The following is a 23,120-nucleotide window of genomic DNA, read 5'->3' as shown; positions in this document are numbered from 1 at the left end:
CGCTATGAGCCGGAGGGGGCGGTGTCCTCGCCGGCGGCGGGGTCCGGCTGGCACAGGTCGCACAGTTCGTGGTTCCCGTCGCGGGTCACGACCGTTCCCCAGCCGAGGCACTGCTCGCAGTCGCGGGCGAGGGCCAGGTCGGGGTGGGGAGGCAGCAGGGGGCTGCCGTGGGCTCCGTACGCCATGCGGTGAACGGCTCCTTGAGGTGCTGGAGGGTCACAGGGAAAGGGATGACAACGGTGTCCGAGTGACTCCCATTATGTCCTATTTTTCCCTGATGTCTGTGACCTGGGTCACATCTCTCTAGAGGTTCCCGAGTCGGGCGTCCCGCCACAGGTCGACGCCGCCCTCGGTCGCGTACCGGTCGATCTCGGCCAGCTCCTCCTCGCTGAAGTCCAGGTTCTCCAGCGCGGCGACGTTCTGCTCCAGCTGCTCGACGCGGGAGGCGCCGATGACCAGCGAGGTCACCCGCTCGTCCCGGAGCGCCCAGGCCAGCGCCAGCTGGGCGAGGGTCTGCCCGCGCCGGGCCGCGATGCCGTTCAGGGCGCGCAGCCGGTCCCGCAGGTCGTCCGTCAGCCAGGAGGCGTCCAGGGACGTCCCGCGCGCCGCCCGCGAGTCCTGCGGGACGCCGTCCAGGTAGCGGCCGGTGAGCAGGCCCTGGGCCAGCGCCGTGAAGCCGATGACCCCGACGCCCTCCTCCTGGGCGGCGTCCAGCAGGCCGTCCGTCTCGATCCAGCGGTTGAGCATGCTGTACGACGGCTGGTGGATCAGCAGCGGGGTGCCGAGGTCGCGCAGGATCGCGGCGGCCTGACGGGTGCGCTCGGCGTCGTAGGAGGAGATGCCGACGTACAGCGCCTTGCCCTGGCGGACGGCGGTGTCGAGCGCGCCCATGGTCTCCTCCAGCGGCGTGCTCGCGTCCAGCCGGTGGGAGTAGAAGATGTCGACGTAGTCCACGCCCATCCGGCTCAGCGACTGGTCCAGCGAGGCCAGCAGGTACTTGCGGGAGCCGCCGCCCTGGCCGTAGGGGCCGGGCCACATGTCCCAGCCGGCCTTGGTGGAGACCACCAGCTCGTCCCGGTAGGGCGCGAGGTCCCGCTTCAGCAGCCGTCCGAAGTTCAGCTCCGCCGCGCCGTAGGGCGGGCCGTAGTTGTTGGCGAGGTCGTGGTGGGTGATCCCGAGGTCGAAGGCGCGCAGCGCGATCTCGCGCTGGGTCTCGAACGGGCGGTCGTCGCCGAAGTTGTGCCAGTAGCCCAGGGACAGGAGCGGGAGGTCCAGTCCGGAACGGCCGGTGCGCCGGTAGCGCATGGTGCCGTCGTAGCGAGCGGGGTCCGCGACGTACGTCATCGGGTCTTCTCCGGGTGGTGCGGTAGGGATCGCCCCTGCGTGTGCGCACGGGCCCGTCCACCCTGCTTCCTGGAGCGACGCAAGTCCAACCGCCGTCCCGGATGGGATTGAGCGGTTCCGTTTCTTAATCGGCCACAGGGGCAGGCGGTGATCAGCAGCGAGAGTAAGGAGGCGTCCGTGAGTGGTGTGACGTCCGGTGGGGGAGAGCAGACCCGCGGCAGGCAGCGGGTACCGGCGGCCGTGGCCCGGCTGCCGCGCCAGGTCCGGGAAGAACTGACCCGCAGGCTGCGCCGCAACCGACGGGCCTTCCGTGCCGACGACGTCCAGGTCGTCGAGCCTCCGCTGCTCCGGCGCGCCGTCGGCGCCTCCGCGCTCGGCAACTGCATGGAGTGGTTCGACTTCGGCGTCTACAGCTACCTCGCCGCCACCATCGGCAAGGTGTTCTTCCCCGGCGCCTCCCCGGCCGCGCAGGTCATCTCCTCGTTCGCGACCTTCGCCGCCGCCTTCGTGGTACGGCCGCTGGGCGGACTGGTCTTCGGGCCGCTCGGCGACCGGGTCGGCCGGCAGAAGGTGCTCGCCACCACCATGATCATGATGGCGCTGGGCACCTTCGCCATCGGTGTCATCCCCGGTTACTCCACCATCGGCATCGCCGCGCCCGTGCTGCTCCTGCTGGCCCGCATGGTCCAGGGCTTCTCCACCGGCGGCGAGTACGGTGGCGCCACCACCTTCGTCGCCGAGTACTCCCCGGACCGCCGGCGCGGCTTCCTCTCCAGCTGGCTCGACTTCGGCACCTTCGTCGGCTACGCCCTCGGCTCGGCACTGGTCACCGCGCTGAACCTGGCCCTGACGGACGACCAGATGCTGTCCTGGGGCTGGCGCGTGCCGTTCCTGATCGCCGGACCGCTCGGCGTGATCGGCCTGTACATGCGGATGAAGCTGGAGGAGTCCCCGGCCTTCCAGCAGCAACTGGACGACCACGAGAAGGCGCTGGCGCAGGAGTCGGCGGGCGGAGAGTTCAAGGACATCGTCAGGAACCACTGGCGGCCCCTGCTCCTCTGCATGGGCCTGGTGCTGCTCTACAACGTCACCAACTACATGGTCACCGGCTATCTGCCGACCTATCAGACCGAGACCCTGCACCGCTCCAGCGGCTCGGCGGACCTGCTGGTCCTCGTCGGCATGGTGTGGATCGTCGTCCTGATCACCTTCCTCGGCCGGCTCAGCGACCGGGTGGGCCGGCGACCGCTCTACGCCGTCGCCGCCGCCGCGATGATCGTGCTCGCCGTGCCCGCCTTCCTGCTGATCAAGGCCGACGGCACCTGGCCCCCGATCCTCGGGGTGCTGCTCCTGGCCACGCTGCTGGCCTGCTTCGCCGCGCCCAGTGCGGCGACCCTGCCCGCCCTGTTCCCGACCGCCGTCCGCTACGCGGCCATGGGCATCGGGTTCAACTTCGCCGTCGCCGCCTTCGGGGGCACCACCCCGCTGGTCACCGCCGCGCTGGTCGGCGTGACCGGCGACGACCTCATGCCCGCCTACTACCTGATGCTGGCCGGTGCCATCGGCCTGATCACCGTGCGCTTCCTGCCCGAGAGCGCCCAGGTCCCCCTCAAGGGGTCGCAGCCGATGGTCGGTTCGCGCGAGGAGCAGCGCGACCTCATCACCACCTCGCAGGAGCTGTACGCTGTCGCGCGGCAGCAGGAGGGGGCGCGGCAGGGCTGAGCCGCCGGCTTCCGGGGGCTTCGGGGAGACGTCGGGGGAGCGTGGGGACCGGTCGCGTGGGGGTTGTTCGATCGTACGAACTTCTTGCCGACCGGTTACCGGCCCGGGTGTTTGACAGGAAACTTTCCTACCAATGGGCAACTCCCCACCCCCCACCTCGCCTTGGAGCCCCCGTGCCGAACAGAAACCGCCTCTCCCGCCGGACCGTCGTCGCCGGGCTCGGTGCCGCCGCCTCCGCCGTCCTGGTCGGTGTCGCCCGGGACCGCACGGCCTCGGCCGCCGCGCCCGGTCTGGACGACCCGGCGAAGAAGGAGATCGCCATGAAGCTGGTGTCGAGCGCGGAGAACTCCTCGCTCGACTGGAAGGCCCAGTACAAGTACATCGAGGACATAGGCGACGGCCGCGGCTACACCGCCGGCATCATCGGCTTCTGCTCCGGCACCGGCGACATGCTCGACCTCGTCCGGCTCTACACCGACCGCAGGCCCGGCAACGTCCTCGCCCCGTACCTGCCCGCCCTGCGCAGGGTCAACGGCACCGACTCGCACGACGGCCTCGACCCCCGCTACCCCGGGGACTGGCGCAGGGCCGCCCAGGACACCGCCTTCCAGCAGGCCCAGAACGACGAACGCGACCGCGTCTACTTCGACCCCGCCGTCACCCGGGGCAAGGCCGACGGGCTGCGCGCTCTGGGTCAGTTCGCCTACTACGACGCCCTCGTCATGCACGGCGACGGCGACGACCCCACCAGCTTCCGCAACATCCGGGCGCGCGCCCTGCGAGCCGCCAAGCCGCCGGCCCAGGGCGGCAACGAGACGGCCTACCTCGACGCCTTCCTGGACGCCCGGGTCTGGGCCATGAAGCAGGAGGAGGCGCACAGCGACACCAGCCGCGTCGACACCGCGCAGCGGGTCTTCCTGCGCAAGGGCAACCTCGACCTGAACACACCGCTCGACTGGAAGGTGTACGGGGACGGCTACCACATCGGCTGACCTGAGCAGGGGGCGCACTCGCACGGTGCGCCCCTGACGGGGAAAGATGGGTGGTGAGCGATACGACCCACCGAAGCGGAGGAACGGACTCATGGCGCACGAGCGCGCCGGCCGGCCGGCCGGGCCCCAGGACCTTGTCGACGTGGCCCGGCTGGTCACGGCGTACTACACGCTGCACCCCGACCCCGCCGACCCGGGGCAGCGGGTGGCGTTCGGCACCTCGGGGCACCGCGGTTCGTCCCTCGCGAGCGCCTTCAACGAGGACCACATCGCCGCCACCAGCCAGGCCATCTGCGAGTACCGCGCCGCCCAGGGCACCGACGGCCCGCTCTTCCTCGGCGCGGACACCCACGCCCTCTCCGAGCCCGCCAGGGCCACCGCGCTGGAGGTGTTCGCGGCCAACGAGGTGACCGTGCTCATCGACAGCGCGGACGGCTACACCCCCACCCCCGCCGTCTCCCACGCGATCCTGACCCACAACCGGGGCCGCACCGCCGGCCTCGCCGACGGCGTGGTCGTCACCCCCTCGCACAACCCGCCCGCCGACGGCGGCTTCAAGTACAACCCGCCGAGCGGCGGCCCGGCGGCCTCCGACGCCACCTCCTGGATCCAGGACCGCGCCAACCAGATCATCACGGGCGGCCTGAAGGACGTCCGCCGGCTGCCGTTCGCCCGCGCGCTCGCCGCGGACACCACCCGGCGGTACGACTTCCTCGGCACGTACGTCGGCGACCTGCCCGCCGTGCTGGACCTGGACGCCGTCCGCGCGTCCGGCGTGCGGATCGGCGCCGACCCGCTCGGCGGCGCCTCCGTCGCCTACTGGGGCCGGATCGCCGAAGAGCACGGCATCGACCTGACCGTGGTCAACCCGCACACCGACCCCACCTGGCGGTTCATGACGCTGGACTGGGACGGCCAGATCCGCATGGACTGCTCCTCGCCGTACGCGATGGCCTCCCTCATCGAGCAGCGCGACCGCTTCCGCATCGCCACCGGCAACGACGCCGACGCCGACCGGCACGGCATCGTCACCCCGGACGCGGGCCTGATGAACCCCAACCACTACCTCGCCGTCGCCATCTCCTACCTCTACCGCCACCGCGAGCAGTGGCCGGCCGACGCCGGCATCGGCAAGACCCTCGTCTCCTCCACCATGATCGACCGGGTCGCCGGCGACCTCGGCCGCCGGCTGGTCGAGGTGCCGGTCGGTTTCAAGTGGTTCGTGGACGGACTGGCCGGCGGCGAGCTGGGGTTCGGCGGCGAGGAGTCGGCCGGCGCGTCCTTCCTGCGCCGCGACGGCTCGGTGTGGACCACCGACAAGGACGGCATCCTCCTCGCCCTGCTCGCCTCCGAGATCACCGCCGTCACCGACAAGACCCCGTCGGAGCACTACGCCGAGCTGACCGCCCGCTTCGGCGCCCCCGCCTACGCCCGCATCGACGCCCCCGCGACCCGCGAGCAGAAGGCGCTGCTCGGCAAGCTGTCACCGGCCCAGGTCACCGCGGACACGCTGGCCGGGGAGGCGGTCACGGCCGTCCTCACCGAGGCGCCCGGCAACGGCGCCGCGATCGGCGGCATCAAGGTCACCACGGAGAACGCCTGGTTCGCCGCCCGCCCCTCGGGCACCGAGGACGTGTACAAGGTGTACGCCGAGTCCTTCCTCGGCGCGGACCACCTCGCCCGGGTGCAGGAGGAGGCCCAGGCGGTGGTGCTGGGGGCGCTCGGCGGCTGAGCGCACCGCGCGGGGCGGCCTCCGTCACGGGGCCGCCCCCCACGGATCAGCCCCGTCCGCGCCCGCGGTCCAGCCGGCCCACTACGGCCCGCGCCATGGCCTCTTCCCCCTTGGCGTTGGGATGGGCCGGTGCCGCGGGCGAGGCGGGCTGGAGCGGCTCGATCCAGCGGTCGGCGGGCGCCTTGCACATGTCGTGACCGACCGTGGGGCCGTAGGTGTCCACGAACTCGGCCCGGTTCACGGCGGCCACCAGCCGCAGCATCAGGTTCAGCCGTTTCTCGGTGTCCCGCAGATAGGGGAAGTCCCCCTGCGCGAAGGGGACCTGAGGGGAGCAGCCGCTGCCGTCGTCGGGCAGCAGGTCCGGGTAGCCGACGACGACCACCCGCGCGTGCGGCGCCCTGGCGTGCACGGCCCGCAGGACCCGGTCGACCTTCGGCGCGGTCCGCGCGATCGTCAGGGTCAACTCGTCGTGGCCCGAGGCGCGGTACGAGCGCTCGCAGGGGTTGCCCGCCGGGTCCTGCGCGGCGAGCCGGGCGCAGGTGCCGATGATGGTCCCGAAACCGACGTCGTTGCCGCCGATCTGCAGCGTCACCAGGTCGGTGTGCCGGTCCAGGGCGTCGAGCTGGGGCGGGTGGGTGCCCTGCGTCCGCCACATCTCGGCGGTCGTGGCCCCGCCGCAGCTGACGTCCGTGAACGCGGACACCTGCCGCCTGGCGGCCACCAGCGAGGGGTAGTTGTGGTCCGAGCGCCCGCAGGCGGCGTCCACCTGTGCCGGGATGCCGGGGCCGGAGGTGTAGGAGTCGCCGAGCGCCGCATAGGCGGTCGTGGGGCCGGGGCCGCCCGGGTGTGCCGTGGCCGGAGCCGTGCCGGCGGCCACGAGGGCGCAGCCGCCCAGTGCCGCCCCGAGCGCGGCGGCCCGCCGCCGGCCCCTCGCCCCGTCCGCCGGACGCGTGTCGTGCGCCATGCATCCTCCCCCTGGTCCCGCGCGGCCCTCGCGCGGCCGACCGGGCCTGTATACCGTCCGGTAGGCCGCGCCGACCAGAAGCGGGACGCGATGAGTTCAGGGGAGGGGGGAGGCAACCGGTGTGCCGGCCGGGCCGGTTCAGGCGCCGGACGCCTGGAGCAGCGAGTCGTCCTCCGGGCGGGCCCCGGAGAGGCGGTGGCGGGCGGCGATCAGCGCCATGTCGACATCCCGCGTGCCGGTGGCCACGCACAGCGTGTACGACACGTCGGCGAGCCGCTGCCGGGCCTGGGGCGTGCTGTCCTCCGCCCCGAGCAGTACGAGAGCCTCGTACTGGGCGATGAGGTCCTGCAGTACCGCGGGGTGTGCCATGAGCATGTTTCCGCTCCCTGGGGGCGCCGATGGACGAAGACGCAGGCCCGAATACCCGCGGAGTGGCCGCGCATGCGTTCCGCCTCGGGCACGTGGCGCGGCGGGGGTTCAGGGTCGTGGGACGGGGTGGGCGGCGTGCGCCGGGGCACGTGGTGGCGGGCTGGGGGTGACGGGGGTGAACCACGGGTGGCGGCCGGGCCGGGGCACGGGGCGGTGAGCCGGGTCGGCGGCGGGCCGGGGCGGCGGGCGGGGGCGTCGCCGGTCGGGGGCATCACCCGGTCGGGTGTTCTCCGGCCGTGATCGGGCGGATCGGGGCCTGCCGCCGTGATCCTTCCGTGATCATGCCCCTGTGAGCCTTCCACGTCGAAGTGCCGTGCGCCGCCGGGTCGTTCCGGCCGCGCTCGGCACCCTCAGTGTTCTCGGTGTTCTGTCCCTGCTGTCCGCCCTGCCCGCCGCCGCCCAGCCGGCGCAGCGGGAGCACCGGTCCGCCGCGCCGCCGCCCCGGCCGGTCACGGAGGCCGAGGCGCGTACGGACGCCCGCCTCCGCTCCCTGCACGACCGGCCCCAGGCCCTGCGCGCGTTCTTCCGGCAGCTCCCCAAGGGCGGAGACCTGCACAACCACCTCTCCGGGGCGGTGTCCACGGAGTACCTGATCGAGGCGGCCGCCGAGGACGGGCTGTGCGTCGACACCGCCACGCTGACCGCTGTCGCCCCGCCCTGCGGCCCCGGCACCCGGCCCGCCGCCGACGCGCGCACCGACCGCGCGTTCCGTGCCGCGCTGGTCCGCGCCTGGTCCATGGAGGACTTCCCGCCCGGCGAGAACGGGCACGACCACTTCTTCGACACCTTCGGCAAGTTCGGCGAGGTCACCTGGCGGCACCGGGGCAGGCTGCTCGCCGAGGTCGCCGACACCGTCGTACGCAACAACCAGTTCTACCTGGAGACGATGGTCACCCCCGCCTCCGACGGCGCGAAGAAGCTGGCCGCGCAGGTGGGCTGGGACGACGACCTCGCCACCCTGCACCGCAGGCTGGTCGCGGGCGGCAAGCTGGACAGGCTGGTCGCCGAGGCCCGCGAGGAGGCCGACGACGGCGACGCCGAGTTCCGCGCCACCGAGCACTGCGGCACCCCGAGGGCCAGGCCCGCCTGCGGGCTCACCGTCCGCTGGATCTCCCAGGCGTCGCGGAGCGGTTCGCCGGAGCGGGTCTTCACCCAGCTGGCCCTCGGGATGCGGCTGGCCGAGGCCGACCCGCGGTTCGTCGCCGTCAACCTCGTCCAGCCCGAGGACGGGGACGGCTCTCTGCGCGACTACAGCCTGCAGATGCGCATGATCGGTTACCTGCGCACGAAGTACCCGAAGGCTCATGTCACCCTGCACGCCGGGGAGCTGCGGCCCGGGCTGGTCAAGCCCAAGGACCTGAAGTTCCACATCAGGCAGGCGGTGGAGGTGGCGCGGACCGAGCGGGTCGGGCACGGCGTCGACCTCGTCCACGAGGACCACTGGCGGCGCACTGCCCGCACCATGGCGGACCGGGAGGTGGCCGTGGAAGTGCCCTTCTCCAGCAACGCCCAGATCCTCGGCGTCAAGGGCGCCGACCACCCCTTCAGCACCTACCGCCGCTACGGCGTCCCGGTCGTCCTCGCCACGGACGACCCCGGGGTCTCCCGGATCGACATCAGCCACGAGTACCAGTACGCGGCCGCGACCTACGGCCTGCGCTACCCCGAACTGAAGGACCTGGCCCGCGCCTCCCTGGAGTACGGCTTCCTGCCCGGCGCCAGCCTGTGGCAGGGCAACCCCACCGCCAAGGGCTACCAGAGGGTCGCGTCCTGCCGTTCCGAGCACCCCGGCCTCCCCGTCCGCGGCGCGGCCTGCCGCCACCTGCTCACCCGGAGCGCGAAGGCTCGCCTGGAATGGCGTCAGGAGGCCGCGTTCCTCGCCTTCGAGGCGACCCACAGGAGCTGACGCCCCTGACGCGGCGAGGTGCCGCGTCGGGTGCGGCGGACCTCGGCCGGTCCGGATGAAACCCCCAGGCCGACGCCGGGACCGCCTCTTTCGGCCCGTCCCGGCGTCCGGCCCCCGGCCCCGGGGCGGGGCCCGGAGCCGGTGGTGTGGAAGGCTGGGCGGGGTCCGCATCCGCAGCACGGGGAGGCACCCGCCGGCATGGCCGTCATCCACCAGACCACCCTCAAGCCCACCAAGCTCGAACTGCTCACCGACTGGCTGCCCACCCGCCCCTGGTACCGCGGCGGCCCGGACGCCCCCGTGCTGGAGAAGTCCGGCGGGTTCCGGCTGGACGACCCCGAGGGCGAGGTGGGCATCGAGTTCATGGTGGCCACCGACACGTCGGCCCCGCAGCGCACGGCCTACCTCGCGCCGCTCACCTACCGCGGTGCGCCGCTGGAGGGCGCCGAGGACGCCCTCGTCGGCACGATGGAGCACGGGGTGCTGGGCAGCCGCTGGGTCTACGACGGCTTCCACGACCCGGTGCTGGCCGCCGAGTTGCTGGCGCTGATCGAGGGCAGGGCGCAGGCGATGGCCCAGAGCGTCACGGACACCCCCGACCACGAGGTGACCCGTTCCCACGGCGGTGCCCCCCTCGACCTGGCCGGCTTCACGCCCGAGCCGGCCGACGACCGCGACGGCACCCGCCTCGTCGTGCCCGGGGGCGCGGTCCTGCACGTCCACCGGGTGCTCACGCCCGTCACCGACGACCCGCCGCTGCCGTCGCGCGACGCCCTCGGACACGTCGCGAGCGGCTGGCAGGGTCCGGACGGCACCCGGCTGCGGGCCGTGTTCATGACGCTGCGCGCCGCCTGACCGGGGGCGCCGCCCCGCGCACCGGCAGGAGCGGTGCGGGGGCGGCGTCACCCCGCTCCGCGGCCTGGCATGGACCGGTCAAATCTGTCACTCTTTCGGCAGTCGCCGCCCTGACCCCATGAGGGGGCGACGGGCATCCCCGCACCGAGGTCGCGGGGGCCCCGTCCGCGGCCGTCCCGGCGCACCCCGGCCGGACCGGCGGCCTTTCGAGCAGGCCGGGATCCCGGCCGCCACGAAGGAGTAGCGTGTGAGACCGATCCCCCACAAGGCCCTCGGCGCCGGCGCGCTGACCGTCGCCGCGGTGGCCGCCCTGGTGCTCCCCGGTACCCCCGCCACCGCCGCGCCGGCCACGGCCCCCGCCGCCTGCACTCCGGCCCAGGTGGTCACCAACGGCGGCTTCGAGAGCGGCACTTCACCCTGGACCGCCTCCTCGTCCACCGTCATCACCAGCCGCTCCGGGCAGACCCCCCACGGCGGCAGCTCCTACGCCTGGCTGGACGGCGCCGGCACCACCCGCACCGACAGCCTCAGCCAGAGCGTGACCATCCCCTCCGGCTGCGCCGCCGCCACCCTCACCTTCTGGCTGCACACCGACACCGCCGAGACGACCTCGTCCATCGCCTACGACAAGCTCACGGCGAAGATCGGCGGCACCACGCTCGCCACCTACTCGAACCTGGACGACAACACCGGCTACGTCCAGAAGTCGATCGACGTCTCCGCCTTCGCAGGGCAGACGGTGACCCTGTCCTTCACCGGCACCGAGGACTCCAGCCTCCAGACCAGCTTCGTCCTGGACGACATCGCCCTCGACACCTCCGGCGGCTCCACGCCGCCCGGCACCGACGCGACCCGCACCCCGGCCGCTCCGGCGTACACCGTGAACCTCAGCAGCGACACGAGCGGCACTGCCTGGACCGGGCACGAGAGCGTGACCTTCACCAACGCCTCCGCCACCGCGCTCGGCGAGGTGTACCTGCGGCTGTGGGACAACTACCACGGCAGCTGCGACGCGATGCCGGTCAAGGTCGGCAACGTCACCGGAGGCACCGCCGGCGCCCTCTCCGTGGCCTGCACCGCGCTGAGGATCGACCTGCCCGGCCCGCTCGCCCAGGGCCAGAGCGCCACCATCGGCTTCGACCTCGGCATCACCGTGCCCAGCGGCGCCGACCGCTTCGGCCACGACGGCGCGTTCAGCTTCCTCGGCAACGCCCTGCCCGTCCTCGCCGTACGCGACGGCGCCGGCTGGCACCTGGACCCGTACACGAACAACGGCGAGTCCTTCTACTCCCTCGCCGCCGACTTCAAGGTCACCCTCGACCACCCCAGCACCCTGCTGGTCCCGGCCACCGGCACCTCCACCGACACCCCCGGCTCCAGCGGCCGTACCGTCACCACGGCCACCGCCGCCAAGGTCCGTGACTTCGCCTGGGCCGCCGGACCCTTCACCAAGATCTCCGGCACCTCGGCCGCCGGCGTCCCGGTGAACGTCTACTCCGTCTCGGGGATCAGCTCCTCCAGCGCCCAGTCGATGCTCTCCACCGCCAAAACCGCGGTCGACGCCCACGCCGCCCGGTTCGGCGCCTATCCGTACGGCGAACTGGACGCCGTCATCGACAACAACTACTGGTTCGGCGGCATGGAGTACCCCGGCTTCGTCCTGGACCTGGTCAGCACCACCGCGCTCACCCACGAGATCGGCCACCAGTGGTGGTACGGCATCGTCGGCGACGACGAGTACGCCAGCCCCTGGCTGGACGAGGCGTTCACCGACTACGCGACCGACCTCGCCCTCGGCAAGACCGGCAGCAACTGCTGGAGCGGCGTCTCCTGGGCCTCCAGCGCCGAGAAGATCAGCAACCCGATGGCGTACTGGGACGCGCACTCCTCCCGGTACTCCACCGTGGTCTACGGCTACGGCAAGTGCGCCCTGCACGACCTCAGGCGCGTCCTCGGGGACACCGCCATGGCCAAGCTGCTGAAGGACTACGCGAGCGCCCACTGGTACGGCGTGTCCACCACGGCCGAGTTCAAGGCGGCCGCCCAGGCGGCCACGACCACGGACCTGACCTCCTTCTGGACGCAGCACCGCATCGAGGGCTGAGCGACACCCACATGGGTCAACCACCGGCCGCGGACGGCTTCGTTGGGCGGTACCCGGGGTGCGGGACGACCCGGCCCCGGGTGAGATGGGAACGTGCGAATCCCCATATCCCGTTCCCGCGGCCGGTCCCGCCTCTGTCTCACCGGCGTCCTGACCGGCCTGCTCCTGTTCCTGTCCAGCCCCCCGGCCGCGCCCCGGCCGGCCGGGGGCGCACCCGAGCGCGGCAGCGCCTACATGGGCATCGGCGTCCTCGCCCACGACGGCGACACCGGCACCCGACCTCCGGACGCCCGCGCCTCCCAGACCGAGGGCGTCGACGTCTCCAGCCACCAGGGCGACGTCGACTGGCAGACGCTGTGGGACAGCGGCACCCAGTGGGCGTACACCAAGGCCACCGAGGGGACCTACTACACCAACCCCTACTTCGCCCAGCAGTACGACGGCTCGTACGGCATCGGCATGGTCCGCGGCGCCTACCACTTCGCCACCCCGGACACGACCGGCGGTGCGGCCCAGGCCGACTACTTCGTCGACCACGGCGGCGGCTGGTCCAGCGACGGCAAGACCCTGCCCGGCGCCCTCGACGTCGAGTGGAACCCGTACGGCGACGACTGCTACGGCAAGTCGCAGAGCGGCATGGTCGACTGGATCCGCGCCTTCCTCGACCGCTACAAGGACCGTACCGGCCGGGACGCGGTCATCTACACGGCCACCAGCTGGTGGACCGAGTGCACCGGCGACTACGCCGGTTTCGCCCAGGACAACCCGCTGTGGATCGCGCGCTACGCCTCCACCGCCGGACCGCTTCCCTCGGGCTGGACCTCGTACACGATGTGGCAGTACACCTCCAGCGGGCCGACGGTCGGCGACCACGACCGCTTCAACGGCTCCCAGAACGGCCTGCGGGAGTTCGCCGGCGACCCCTCCGCCACGGTCGACGGGTGACGGGCGGTCAGCCCGGCCTGTCCGCCCGCGACCGTCAGCGTGTGCACGGCGGCGTGAGGGTGCCGTAGCGGCCGTGACCACGGCACCGCGGACGGTGGGGCGGGCCGGCGCGGTGGCGCGCCCGCGCCGCCCGTCCGGGTCCGCCCGGACTGCGTGGTGCGGGCCGGGCGGGGAGACTGCGAGCAGGACGATGGGTGGTGATGGCCAGGTGACGGCAGAGCAGAGCGGGGCCCCGCTGGAGGAGTTCCTCGCCGATCCCGCCAACTGCATCCTGGACCTGACGACCGCCGTGGCCCACTGCGCGAAGTCGCTGGGCCTGTCGCACGCCGTGGTCTACCTCGCCGACCTCCAGCAGCGCCACCTCGTCCCGCTCACCGACGTGGCCGCCAGCCTGCCCATCGACGACTCGCTCGCCGGGTGGTGCTACCGCACCCAGTCCTTGCGCGTGGAGGAGTCCGACCGGGACGGCATGACCGCCTGGTTCCCGCTGCTGGACGGCGCCGAACGGCTCGGTGTGCTCGCCGTCCACGCACAGGTGATCACCGCCACCTCCCTGCGGCAGGGCCGGGCCCTCGCCGCCCTCCTGGCGATGATGACCACCTCGAAGCGCACCTACATGGACTCCTTCGTACGGCGCACCCGTACCGAGGCCATGCGCCTGCCCGCCGAGATGCTGAGGGCCTTCCTGCCGCCCCGCACCATCGGCAACGGCCAGGTCGTCTCCACCGCCGTCCTGGAACCGGCCTACGACATCGGCGGCGACGCCTTCGACCACTCCCTCACCACCCATGCCCTGCACGCCGTCGTCCTGGACGCCATGGGGCACAACCTGCTCTCCGGGCTGACCAGCGCGGTGGCCCTCGCGGCCTGCCGCAACGCCCGGCGCACCGACGCCGACCTGCGCTCGCTCGTCGACGGCGTGGACGAGGCGCTCAGCCGGTGGCTGCCGGACCAGTTCTGCACCGGCGTCCTCGCCCAGCTCGACTTCACCAGCGGGGTCCTGCAATGGAGCAACTGCGGGCACCCGGCGCCGCTGCTGATCCGCGACCAGCGGCTGATCGGCGACGCGCTGACCCGCGAGGCCGACCCGCCCATGGGCCTGCGCTCCCTGCTGTCCGCACGGGACCGCCGGGTGCACGAGACGCGGCTCCAGCCCGGCGACCGGGTGCTGCTCTACACCGACGGGGTCACCGAGTCCCGGACGGCCGACGGCCGGATGCTGGGCCTGGAGCGGTTCGCGGACCACGTCATCCGGGCCAGCACCACCGGCGAGATCGCGCCCGAGACCCTCAGACGCCTGATCCACTCCCTGCTGGACTCCCAGGACAGCCGGCTCCGCGACGACGCCACGATCCTGATGTTCGAGTGGCAGCCGGACCGCTGAACCGCCCCGTCCCCGGCCGGCCGCTGTCGGCGGGGCGGCCCTGCCAGCCCTCGTGGCCGCGGTCGTCAGTCTGCTCGTGGGCGGGTTCCCACGGTCGTCGCGCTGCACCCGCGGCGAGCCGGCGGGCAGCGCCGGTTAGGCTCGACGCGTGCCGCACGTCGAGATCCTCCAGCTGCTGGTGTCCCCGGTGCACCGGCTCGCCGGCCGGCCGGGTGACGGCCTGCCCGAACTGCCGCCCGGCGAACTGGTGACGACGGCCGAGGTGCGGGCGGGCCTCGGCATAGTCGGCGACCGGTACTTCAACCACCCCGCCCACCGCAACGCCTCGATCACCCTCATGGCGGCCGAGCGGCTCCCGCAGGCCGGCCCGTACCCGGCCGACCTGCTGCGGACCCGGCGCACCGTGCTGCTGCGCGGCGTCGACATCGACGCCTACATCGGCCGGACCGTCTTCCTCGACTGCGGAACCGGACCGGTGGACCTGGAGGTCCGCAGCGCCGCCCGGCCCTGCGCCTGGATGGACACCACTCTCGGCCCCGGCGCCCAGCGTGCCCTGCGCGGCGGCGGGGGAGTGCGCTGCCGGCCGCTGACCGACGGCGTCCTCGCGGTGGGGCCCGCCGTGTTCGGGGTGCGGGAGGCAGGGGACGGCGCGCACGGCACCACATGAGTGCGACGCATGAGTACGACGACTCAGGCGCCGCACCCCGGAGATCGTGAAGGCTGAGGGCATGACAACGCCGACACCCTCTCCGACGCCGTACTCCGCCCACCCGTACCCCGACCCGCAGCCGCAGCCGCAGCCGCAGCCGCAGCCAGCGCCGGGCCGGTCCCGGCGGCGGGCGGTGGTGGCCGGGGTGATCGCGCTGCTGCTGGTCGTCGCGGGCGTGGCGGCGGCCGTGTGGTGGGTGCGCGGCGGGGAGGACGGGCCGCTCGCCGGCCGTCCCCGGGTGACGGACACCCGCGCCGGCCTCTCCTACGGCGTCCCCGACGGCTGGAAGCACGACGCCGCCGACGACAGGGAACTGATCGGCGCCTTCTCCTCGCAGATCCGCAACACCCCCACCGCGAGCAAGAGCGGCGGCACCGTCCTGGCGGGCCGTGCCGGGCAGACCGTGCCCCGCGCGGGCCTGAAGCGGACGACGGAGTCCGCCGCCCGCTCCAACGCCGAGTTCTTCTTCCCCGACAGGCCCGCCACCCTGGAGGAGTCGCACGCCACCACCCTGGACGGCCAGCCGGCGCACACAGCCGTGCTGCGGATCGAGGGCGAGGACGGCACAGCCCGCCTGGAGATGACCGTGGTCACGATCCACGGCGCGCGCACCTCCTTCCTGCTCGGGCTCACCACCGGCGAGGCGGACCCGTCGCTCGACCGGGACGTCGACGCGGTCCTCGCCGGCGCCACCGTCGACTGACCCCCGGCCGCGCTCACCCGCCCGAGGCGGCCAGCTGGTCGGTCAGCCGGTGCGCCTGGGTGAGCAGCGCACCGAAGGTGGCGACCTGGTCCGGATCGTCCGTCGTGGAGCGGACCAGGTCCCGGCGCAGCTCGCCCAGCGTGCCGCGCAGTTCCGCCACGGCCTCGCGCAGCTCGTCCTCGCACTCGTCGCCGAACCGGCTGTGGCTGTACAGCCGCAGTGCGCGGGCGGTCCGGCACAGGAACTCCGCGTACCGGCGGGCGAGGGCGGGATGCGGCCGGGGCGCCGGGCGGTCCTCGGCGGCGGCCTCCAGCACCGTCCGGGTCACCTCCGCGGTGTGCACGGCCGCGTAGTCCAGCACCAGGAGGGCGTCGTCGTACCCCTTGCCCGGCTCCGGCAAGGGGCCGGTACGGCGACGCGGGTTGGCGCGCAGGCTCTCCCGGCCCCACTCGATCGTCGAGCGGGCCTGTTCCACGAGCCCGTGCAGACGCAGGGCGCGCTGGTGCCAGTCGCCGGCTTCCTCGGCGTCCCAGCGTCCCGCGGCGAGACCGTCGGCCACGGCGTGCAGGATGTCGTGGGCCTCCTCGGTCGCGTCCCGCAGCACGGCACGGGTGTCGCGCAGATACAGCGGCGGCCGGACCAGCGCGTTCACGGCGATGCCGACCACCGCCCCGAACAGGGCCTCGGCGAGCCGCGCCGCGGAGGTGGCGATGGTGACGGAGCCGTTGGTCAGGACGAACAGGGCGCCGGTGGCCGCGTAGATGCCCTGACTGCCCAGCCGCCGCCACTGCCCCAGCAGCATCACGAGGGGCAGCACCACCGCCATCGCGGCCACCGTGCCGTGCAGCACCAGTCCGACCGCGGTGGCCGCGACGGTGCCCGCCGCGATCGCGCCGAGCTGCTGCAGCCCGTGCGCGATGGACCGGTACACCGTCGACTCCACCAGGACGACGGCCACCCACGGCGCGACGAACGCCACCGGCGCCCCCAGCCACCAGCCGGCCACCGCCCAGGCCACCCACGCGGCCAGCGCCGCCTTCACCGCTTGGACGGCCATGTCTCGTTCCCGGCCCGGCCCCGCCATGGCCCGCCGCGCCGCTTCCACCCCGGCCGACAGGTCCCGCCGGACGGCCTCCCAGGTCAGTCGTATTACACGCACGGCGACCCGGGTGCCACTTCCGGCACCGGTTCATGCCACCTGTCCGGCAGCTCGCCGCGCGGGTCCGGGCTGCCGGGTGCCCGCCGACTGCCGCCCGCGTCCAGGCGGCCTCGCGTGGCGGCCGCAGCCCGTTCGGGCCGGCGAGGACCGGCGGAGGCCTCGGGGCCGAGGACGCCGGGAGACGGTGGCAGCGTGCAGACATATATGAAGAACTGTTCAAGTGTCATCTATATGATGACCGACATGGGTCATGGAGCAACTCCCGCACGGACAGCGGTTCGTCGCGCGCGTCTGGACGCGGCCGGCGCCACGCGCGTGGCGGCCACCCTCCAGGCCCTCGCCGCCCCGTCGCGGCTCCTCATCCTGGCCCGGCTGCGCGAGGGTCCGTGCCCGTCCACGGAACTCGCCGCCGAGGTGGGCATGGAGCAGTCCGCGTGCTCGCACCAGCTGCGGCTGCTGCGCGATCTCGGCCTGGTCGTCGGCCGCCGCCAGGGCCGTTCGGTGATCTACGCCCTCTACGACGGCCATGCCGCCGCACTCCTCGACCAGGCCGTCCACCACATCGAGCACCTGCGCCTCGGCCTGAGCGACGGCGCGGACGCCGGCCTCCCGGACGAGACCCCGTCCGGCACGGCCTCGCGGCAGGGAAGGTGCACGCGGTGCGAGTCGACCTGACCCCGGCCCTGCTGACCTGGGACGAGGTGGATCCCGCCCGGCATGCCTTCGACAGCGTGTCGGCGGGGGCGGTGGTGCGGTCGCTCGGACCGGCCCGCCGGGTGCCACGCCGCCCCGGCGTCCCCGACGGCGACCCGGCCCTGGGCGACTGGAGCTGGCACGAGGCCGCACCCTGGACCCACGCCATGACGCAGGCCCTCGTGGAGCACTACGGTCCCTGGGCCGCCGGCTGGCGTTGGGCGCGCGACGAAGGGGACTTCGACGGTGGGCCGATCGGCGGCTGGTGCTGCCCCGAGGACTCGGTCACCACCCCGGAGGAGACACTCGACCGGGTCGTGGCGGCGCTGTGCGAGTGGCGGGAGTGGCTGGAGAGCCTGGCCGTCAGGTTCGACGCCCACCCGCTGGACACCGGGGAGCGGGGAGCCCTTGGGAGGCGTGCCGCGCACGACCTGATCCTGTACGTCGCCGACCGCACGGGCTGCGGCAGCGGCTGGTACCGGCACTGCCGTCAGGTCCTCACCTGGTTCCTCGCCCGCCGGGGCGTGGTACCCGCTATCGCCGGCGAGCTGGTCGAGGAGGCGATCGGCGGCCGGTTCGCGAGCTGGACCGGGCCCGATGCGGAGCTGGTCGAGGACGTCGCCGAACGGCTCGCCCGCTCACTGCCGCCGGACGGTGACGGCGACGGCAACGACGGTGGTGGCGACGGCGGTGGAACCGACGGCCACGGCAACGACGGTGATGGCGGGGGCGGTGGCGTGGCGGCCGGGGGGCCGGTCCCGGACCACCTGCGGCGCTGGCTCGCCGTGCGCGCGGCCGTGCCGTGGCACGAGGCCCCGGACGGCGGGGGCGACGGGCCGGTGATCCCGGCCCGGGACGGAGCGGCCGAGGACATCCGCGCCTTCGACGGCGCCCTCGACCCCGCCCGCGCCCAGGGCCTGCTCGCCGCCCTGGAGCGGCTGCGCACCGACGCCAGGCGCGGCGCCCCGCTCGACTTCGCCTTGATCCAGGGCTGGCAGCAGCACGTCCTGGGCACCCCGCAGCCGCCGCCGCTGCGCACCTTGCCCGCCTTCGCCAAGCGCGGCCGGGAACGCTACGGCATCGGGCCGGACACCCGCGTCCGCCTCGACGCCTGCCTGGCCGAGAGCGCCCGCGGCACCGGACGGCCCCTCCCGCTGACCGCCCGGGCCGCCCGCGCCTACCTGGACGTCTGCTTCTTCCACCCCTTCGCCGACGGCAACGCCCGGTCCGCCTTCCTCACCCTGGTCTTCGTCCTCGCCCGTGAGGGTGTCGCCCTCGACGACGTCGGCCTGCTGCGGCGCGTCACCTTCCAGGCCGACGAGCCCGGGGACGGACCGGCCCTCGCCCGGTACGTCGACCTCCACCTCACGGAGACCCGCCGCAGCGCCGCAGGCGGCTCCTAGCAGCCGGTCACACCAGGCTCGGCGGGGTCCAGTCGGCGTGCCGCAGGATCGCCCGCACCGTCACCCGGGACGGGGCGAGGCGCAGACCGGTGTCGCGCAGGGCGACGGCCAGTGGGTGGGACAGCCGCTGGCCCATCCGGCCGGCCTGCCGGGCGGCGCGGGCGACCGACTGGGCCCGGGGGCGGCGCTCGGCGTCGTACCGGGCCAGTGCCGCGCCGACCGACGGCTCCCCGGCGAGCGCGGCCGCCAGCGTGGCGGCGTCCTCCAGGGCCTGACAGGCACCCTGTCCGAGGTGCGGTGTCATGGCATGGGCCGCGTCGCCGAGGAGCGCGACCCGTCCGGCCGAGAACGCCGGCAGGGGTGTGACCAGTTCGTGGATGTCGTGGTGCAGGACCGCCTCGGGACGGGTGGCGGCGAGCAGCGTGGGAATCAGCTCGTGCCAGTCGCGGAAGCGCTCGCGCAGCACGCCGAGCGGGTCGGTGTGGCGTACCCCGGGCGGCGCGTTGAGCACCGCGTGCCACTCGGCGCGGCCGTCGGCGAACCCGATGTGCCCGAACTCCGCCCCCGGCCCCCAGGTCAGCTCGAAGTCGGTGCGCACCTCCACCGGGCCGTCCGTGATACCCCGCAGCACCGTCGAACCGCCGTACACCGGACCCGGATGGTCCGGGAAGAGCAGCCCGCGCAGCCGGCTGTTCACCCCGTCCGCCGCGACGACCAGGTCCGCGTCCAGGACGCCGTCCCCGACGGGCACGCCCACCCGGTCCGGGGCCGACAGGTCGAGCGTGTCCACGGTCGCGCCGACGAGCAGGGACTCGGCGGGCAGCGCCGTCCGCAGCAGACGGTGCAGGACCGCGCGCGGGATGCCGACGATGGGCGAGCCCAGCTCCCGTTCGAGCAGCCTGCCGTCCATCCGCGCCAACCACCGCCCGTTCGGGGTGCGGGTGCCGCCCGTGTACTGCGGCCGTGCCGCCGCCCGGACCTCGGTGCCCACGCCCACGGCGTCCAGCGCGCGCAGCCCGTTGGCGTGCAGGGAGATGCCCGCGCCCGCGTCGGCCAGGACGGCGGCCCGCTCCACCACCCGGACCTCCCAGCCGATCCGCCGCAGCCCCAGGGCCGCGGCCAGCCCGCCGATACCGCCCCCGACCACCACCGCCGTACCACCCATGCCGGCCCCCTTCGTCCCTCTGCGGTTCACACCTGGCTTCTACACCTGTAGAAACACCCTAGCGCGGCGTTCTACAGACGTAGAAGCCGGGTGTAGAAAGAGGGGGTGGCCACAGACCGACGTACTCTCCTCGCCGACACGGCGATCGCCGTGCTCGCCGACAGCGGCATGCGGGGACTGACACACCGCGCCGTGGACCGGGCCGCGCAGCTGCCGCCCGGCACCACCTCCGCCTACTACCGCACCCGGCAGGCGCTGCTGACCGCGCTGGTCCGGCGGCTGGTGGCGCTCGACCAGGAGGAGCTGGAGCAGACCGGGGCCCGCACGCCGGTGCCCCGCAGCGCCGACGAACTCGCGGCGGGCATCGCCGAGCTGATCCGGACGCGGCTCACCGGCGAAGGCCGCCGGCGGTCCCTCGCCCGCTACGCCTGCGCCGTCGAGAGCGCCCACCTCCCCGAGCTGCGCGAGATCCTCGTACCGCGCGACAACCAGGGGCGGCGGGTGGTGCGCGCGTTCCTCGCCGCGCAGGGGGTGGCGGATCCGGAGGACCGTACGGTGACCCTGCTGACCTGCGTGGACGGGCTGGTCTTCGACCGTCTGGTGCACGGTGGGGACGTCCGGGAGGAGGAGATCCGCGGTCTCGTCGCCGCCGCGTTGCGCTGAGCCGGCGTCAGGGGGTCAGGGTTCGGCCGCCGGCGGCGGCATCGAGCGCACCGCGCCGAGCACCGCCCAGACGACCGAGACCAGCGGGACCGCCACGACGGCACCGATCACACCCGCGACGATGCTGCCCGCGATGACCGACACCGCCACCACCAGCGGATGCAGCCGGACCGCCCAGCTCATCACCAGCGGATGCAGCACGTGCCCCTCCAGCTGGCCGATCACCACGATCAGGATCAGCACACCCGCCGCCGTCAGCGGCCCCCTCCCGGCCAGCGCGACCAGCGTGGCCACCCCGAGCGCGACCGGGGAACCCACCAGCGGGACGAACGCGGCGAAGAACTCCAGCAGCGTCAGCGGCAGCGCGAGCGGCACCCGCAGTACCAGCAGGACCACGCCGACCAGTACGGCGTTGGTGCCGGCCACGATGATGATGCCGCGGGTGTATCCGGAGAACGTCCGCCACGCCGCCCGCCCCGTCCGGTCCCACACCGGCCGGGCCCCGCTCGGCAGCAACCGCTCGCTCACCCATCCCCACAGGTGCTCGCCGGAATACAGGAAGAAGACGGAGGCGAACAGCGCCAGCGCGGCGCCGGTCACCAGTTCCACCACCCGGCCCAGCTGGCTGACCGCACTGCTCAGCAGCGCCTCGCGGTGCGCGGCGACGTACTTCGTCACCTGGCCCTCCAGCGCGGAGAGCGCCCCCGGTCCGAGCCGGAACGGCGGTCGGCGCAGCCACTTCTCGATACGGCGGACGCCGCCCTGGAACTCACCGGCGAGCCGGGTCGACTCGCCCGCCACCTCGCTGCCGACCAGCGCGAGCAGGCCCAGCAGCAGCACCAGGCTGCCCACCAGGGCCACCGCCACGCTCAGTGGCCGTGGCAGGAACCGGGCGAGCAGATCGGTCAGCGGGCGCAGCACGGATGTCACGACCAGCGCGAGGAACAGGGCGACGGCGATGAGCTGGAAGCTGCCGAGGACGACGAAGACGCCGTAGACGCCGACGCCGACCACGATCAGCCGCCAGGCGTAGGCGGCCGCGACCCGCAACCACGGCACCGTCCGCTCGGCCGGCGGCACCGCCACCGGTTCCGCGGGCGGCTCCGGACGGGGCGGTGCCGGCAGTCGCACGGAGTACGCCGGCCGACTGCCCAGCACCACACCCGCGGCCCGGCGCCGGCCACGCCGTCCGGCCGTCGGCCGGCGCGCATCGCCCACCACGCCCCGCCTCCTCTCCGCCCGCGCCCGCCCGCGTGGCGGCCGGTCACCTCCACAGCACCGTAAGCGCGCGACGGCGATGCGGCGCGCCCAGCGCACCCGCGTGCGACCAGGCGGGTCTCCGCGGGACCCGGGCGGCCCTGGCGGCGGGACGGCGAGCGGCTTCCGGCCAAGGGGCCTGCCGGCCGGGCTCGGGCGGGCGGGAGCGGGGGGTGCCGCCCGGGGAGCGGCGGTGCCATCCGCTCACAGGACCTTCACGCGCGCCGCGGATCGGTCACCGGGTCAGGGGCACTCGCCAGGTGTCGTCGGCAGGGAGGAAGCCTCCAGTGATCACCGTCGCACTCGTGTTGCTCCCGGGGCTCGGTTTGCTGCTGTACGGGCTGGACCGGGTCGAGGACCGGTGGCTGTTGCGGCCGACGGCTATCCGTCGGCCCCGGCACCGCCGCCCGGCCCGGTTACGCCGTCGTCACTGAGCACCGCGGGCGTCTCGCCGCACCGGCGGTAACGGATGATCGCCGTCCCGAGTTCGACCCGTTCGGGCTCGGGAAGAGTGCCGCCCCGCGCGTAGTCCAGGATGTGCTCGGCGACAGTCCGCAGCTTGACGTTGGTGCGCTGGGAGACGTCCCGCAGCGCCCGCCAGGCCTCCTCCGGAGCTATCCGTCCCAGCACGACGACGGCGCCGATGGCCTGGTCGATGAGGGCGTGCGAGGTCACGGCGCGCTGCAGCTGCCGGTTTTCCTCCTGCAACCGGTGGTATTCCGTCGCCAGGTCGGTGGCCGAGAGCAGGACCAGCGGCTGGTGCCGGGAGAGGGCGAAGAAGGCCATGGAGCACCTTTTCCAGTGGGGGCGTCACTGTCCCGCCTGCCCCCGGTGAGCGCATGCACACGAAGTGAATCAGCCGTCACGGATGCCGGTCACGCTCCGGCCGCGCTGCCGGGTCCGCGTCGCGCCCGGCACCCCTCGCCTTCCGCCCTGCTTTCCTTCTCGGCTTTCCTCTCGTCCCGCTCTCCGTCCCGTCTCGCTCTTCGCT

Annotated in this window: 21 protein-coding genes; 13 read left to right on the top strand and 8 right to left on the bottom strand. The window is 73.7% G+C overall.

What is annotated here, in order from left to right; all coding sequences use genetic code 11:
* Nucleotides 1-2: 2 nt before the first annotated feature.
* Entirely contained in the window at nt 3-185 is a 183-nt protein-coding gene (locus ACZ4VF_RS31700) for a hypothetical protein (protein WP_467930296.1), read from the bottom strand.
* Between the two features lie 118 nt (nt 186-303).
* Nucleotides 304-1,344, bottom strand: a complete 1,041-nt coding sequence (mgrA, locus tag ACZ4VF_RS31695) for an L-glyceraldehyde 3-phosphate reductase (RefSeq protein WP_467930295.1) — start codon at nt 1,342-1,344, stop codon at nt 304-306.
* Nucleotides 1,345-1,530: 186 nt separating this feature from the next.
* Here mgrA and ACZ4VF_RS31690 point away from each other — a divergent pair, with 186 nt between their 5' ends.
* From ACZ4VF_RS31690 to pgm, 3 genes are all read left to right on the top strand, one after another.
* On the top strand, nt 1,531-3,066 hold the full coding sequence (locus tag ACZ4VF_RS31690; protein WP_467930354.1) for an MFS transporter: 1,536 nt from the start codon (nt 1,531-1,533) through the stop codon (nt 3,064-3,066).
* Nucleotides 3,067-3,239: 173 nt separating this feature from the next.
* The gene (locus ACZ4VF_RS31685; protein ID WP_467930294.1) at nt 3,240-4,058 is read left to right on the top strand and encodes a chitosanase; all 819 of its coding nucleotides are present in this window, start codon (nt 3,240-3,242) and stop codon (nt 4,056-4,058) included.
* Between the two features lie 91 nt (nt 4,059-4,149).
* Complete coding sequence (gene pgm, locus ACZ4VF_RS31680; protein WP_467930292.1) at nt 4,150-5,790, top strand: phosphoglucomutase (alpha-D-glucose-1,6-bisphosphate-dependent); 1,641 nt, start codon at nt 4,150-4,152, stop codon at nt 5,788-5,790.
* Between the two features lie 46 nt (nt 5,791-5,836).
* Here the strand turns inward: pgm and ACZ4VF_RS31675 are convergent, their stop codons facing one another.
* Nucleotides 5,837-6,754, bottom strand: coding sequence for an SGNH/GDSL hydrolase family protein (locus tag ACZ4VF_RS31675; RefSeq protein ID WP_467930291.1), 918 nt, complete (start codon nt 6,752-6,754; stop codon nt 5,837-5,839).
* Nucleotides 6,755-6,892: 138 nt separating this feature from the next.
* On the bottom strand, nt 6,893-7,129 hold the full coding sequence (locus ACZ4VF_RS31670) for a DUF5133 domain-containing protein (protein WP_356162066.1): 237 nt from the start codon (nt 7,127-7,129) through the stop codon (nt 6,893-6,895).
* Nucleotides 7,130-7,472: 343 nt separating this feature from the next.
* Here ACZ4VF_RS31670 and ACZ4VF_RS31665 point away from each other — a divergent pair, with 343 nt between their 5' ends.
* The 7 genes from ACZ4VF_RS31665 (at nt 7,473) to ACZ4VF_RS31635 (ending at nt 15,789) form a co-directional block, all read left to right on the top strand.
* Nucleotides 7,473-9,089, top strand: coding sequence for an adenosine deaminase family protein (locus tag ACZ4VF_RS31665; RefSeq protein WP_467930290.1), 1,617 nt, complete (start codon nt 7,473-7,475; stop codon nt 9,087-9,089).
* Nucleotides 9,090-9,287: 198 nt separating this feature from the next.
* A complete protein-coding gene (locus tag ACZ4VF_RS31660; protein WP_467930288.1) occupies nt 9,288-9,944 on the top strand; it encodes a maltokinase N-terminal cap-like domain-containing protein in 657 nt (218 codons plus the stop codon).
* Between the two features lie 247 nt (nt 9,945-10,191).
* Complete coding sequence (locus ACZ4VF_RS31655) at nt 10,192-12,048, top strand: M1 family metallopeptidase (RefSeq protein WP_467930287.1); 1,857 nt, start codon at nt 10,192-10,194, stop codon at nt 12,046-12,048.
* Between the two features lie 93 nt (nt 12,049-12,141).
* Nucleotides 12,142-12,993 carry a lysozyme gene (locus tag ACZ4VF_RS31650; protein WP_467930286.1) on the top strand — a complete coding sequence of 284 codons (852 nt, stop codon included), beginning with the start codon at nt 12,142-12,144 and terminating at the stop codon, nt 12,991-12,993.
* 190 nt (nt 12,994-13,183) lie between these two features.
* Entirely contained in the window at nt 13,184-14,377 is a 1,194-nt protein-coding gene (locus tag ACZ4VF_RS31645) for a PP2C family protein-serine/threonine phosphatase (protein ID WP_467930284.1), read from the top strand.
* A 148-nt stretch (nt 14,378-14,525) separates the two neighbouring features.
* Nucleotides 14,526-15,044, top strand: a complete 519-nt coding sequence (locus tag ACZ4VF_RS31640; protein ID WP_467930283.1) for a molybdenum cofactor biosysynthesis protein — start codon at nt 14,526-14,528, stop codon at nt 15,042-15,044.
* Nucleotides 15,045-15,105: 61 nt separating this feature from the next.
* Nucleotides 15,106-15,789 (top strand): hypothetical protein, encoded by a 684-nt coding sequence (locus ACZ4VF_RS31635; protein ID WP_467930282.1) that lies wholly within the window; start codon nt 15,106-15,108, stop codon nt 15,787-15,789.
* 13 nt (nt 15,790-15,802) lie between these two features.
* Here ACZ4VF_RS31635 and ACZ4VF_RS31630 read toward each other — a convergent pair whose 3' ends face one another.
* The gene (locus ACZ4VF_RS31630) at nt 15,803-16,873 is read right to left on the bottom strand and encodes an FUSC family protein (protein ID WP_467930352.1); all 1,071 of its coding nucleotides are present in this window, start codon (nt 16,871-16,873) and stop codon (nt 15,803-15,805) included.
* 318 nt (nt 16,874-17,191) lie between these two features.
* Between ACZ4VF_RS31630 and ACZ4VF_RS31625 the strand changes: the two genes are divergently transcribed.
* Both ACZ4VF_RS31625 and ACZ4VF_RS31620 read left to right on the top strand, forming a co-directional pair.
* The gene (locus ACZ4VF_RS31625) at nt 17,192-17,623 is read left to right on the top strand and encodes an ArsR/SmtB family transcription factor (protein ID WP_467930280.1); all 432 of its coding nucleotides are present in this window, start codon (nt 17,192-17,194) and stop codon (nt 17,621-17,623) included.
* A complete protein-coding gene (locus ACZ4VF_RS31620; protein ID WP_467930279.1) occupies nt 17,608-19,044 on the top strand; it encodes a Fic family protein in 1,437 nt (478 codons plus the stop codon). Before ACZ4VF_RS31625 ends, ACZ4VF_RS31620 begins: the two co-directional genes overlap by 16 nt.
* A gap of 7 nt (nt 19,045-19,051) precedes the next feature.
* Here ACZ4VF_RS31620 and ACZ4VF_RS31615 read toward each other — a convergent pair whose 3' ends face one another.
* Nucleotides 19,052-20,209 (bottom strand): FAD-dependent monooxygenase, encoded by a 1,158-nt coding sequence (locus ACZ4VF_RS31615; RefSeq protein ID WP_467930278.1) that lies wholly within the window; start codon nt 20,207-20,209, stop codon nt 19,052-19,054.
* Between the two features lie 105 nt (nt 20,210-20,314).
* Between ACZ4VF_RS31615 and ACZ4VF_RS31610 the strand changes: the two genes are divergently transcribed.
* Entirely contained in the window at nt 20,315-20,872 is a 558-nt protein-coding gene (locus ACZ4VF_RS31610) for a TetR/AcrR family transcriptional regulator (protein ID WP_467930276.1), read from the top strand.
* A 15-nt stretch (nt 20,873-20,887) separates the two neighbouring features.
* On the opposite strand, the gene ACZ4VF_RS31605 is transcribed toward ACZ4VF_RS31610, so the two are convergent.
* Both ACZ4VF_RS31605 and ACZ4VF_RS31600 read right to left on the bottom strand, forming a co-directional pair.
* Complete coding sequence (locus tag ACZ4VF_RS31605; protein ID WP_467930275.1) at nt 20,888-22,093, bottom strand: AI-2E family transporter; 1,206 nt, start codon at nt 22,091-22,093, stop codon at nt 20,888-20,890.
* 417 nt (nt 22,094-22,510) lie between these two features.
* Entirely contained in the window at nt 22,511-22,915 is a 405-nt protein-coding gene (locus ACZ4VF_RS31600; protein ID WP_467930274.1) for an ANTAR domain-containing protein, read from the bottom strand.
* Nucleotides 22,916-23,120: the final 205 nt, after the last annotated feature.

The sequence above is a fragment of the Streptomyces sp. NPDC029151 genome (assembly GCF_055564315.1).
This window is presented reverse-complemented; position numbering and strand designations above follow the sequence as displayed.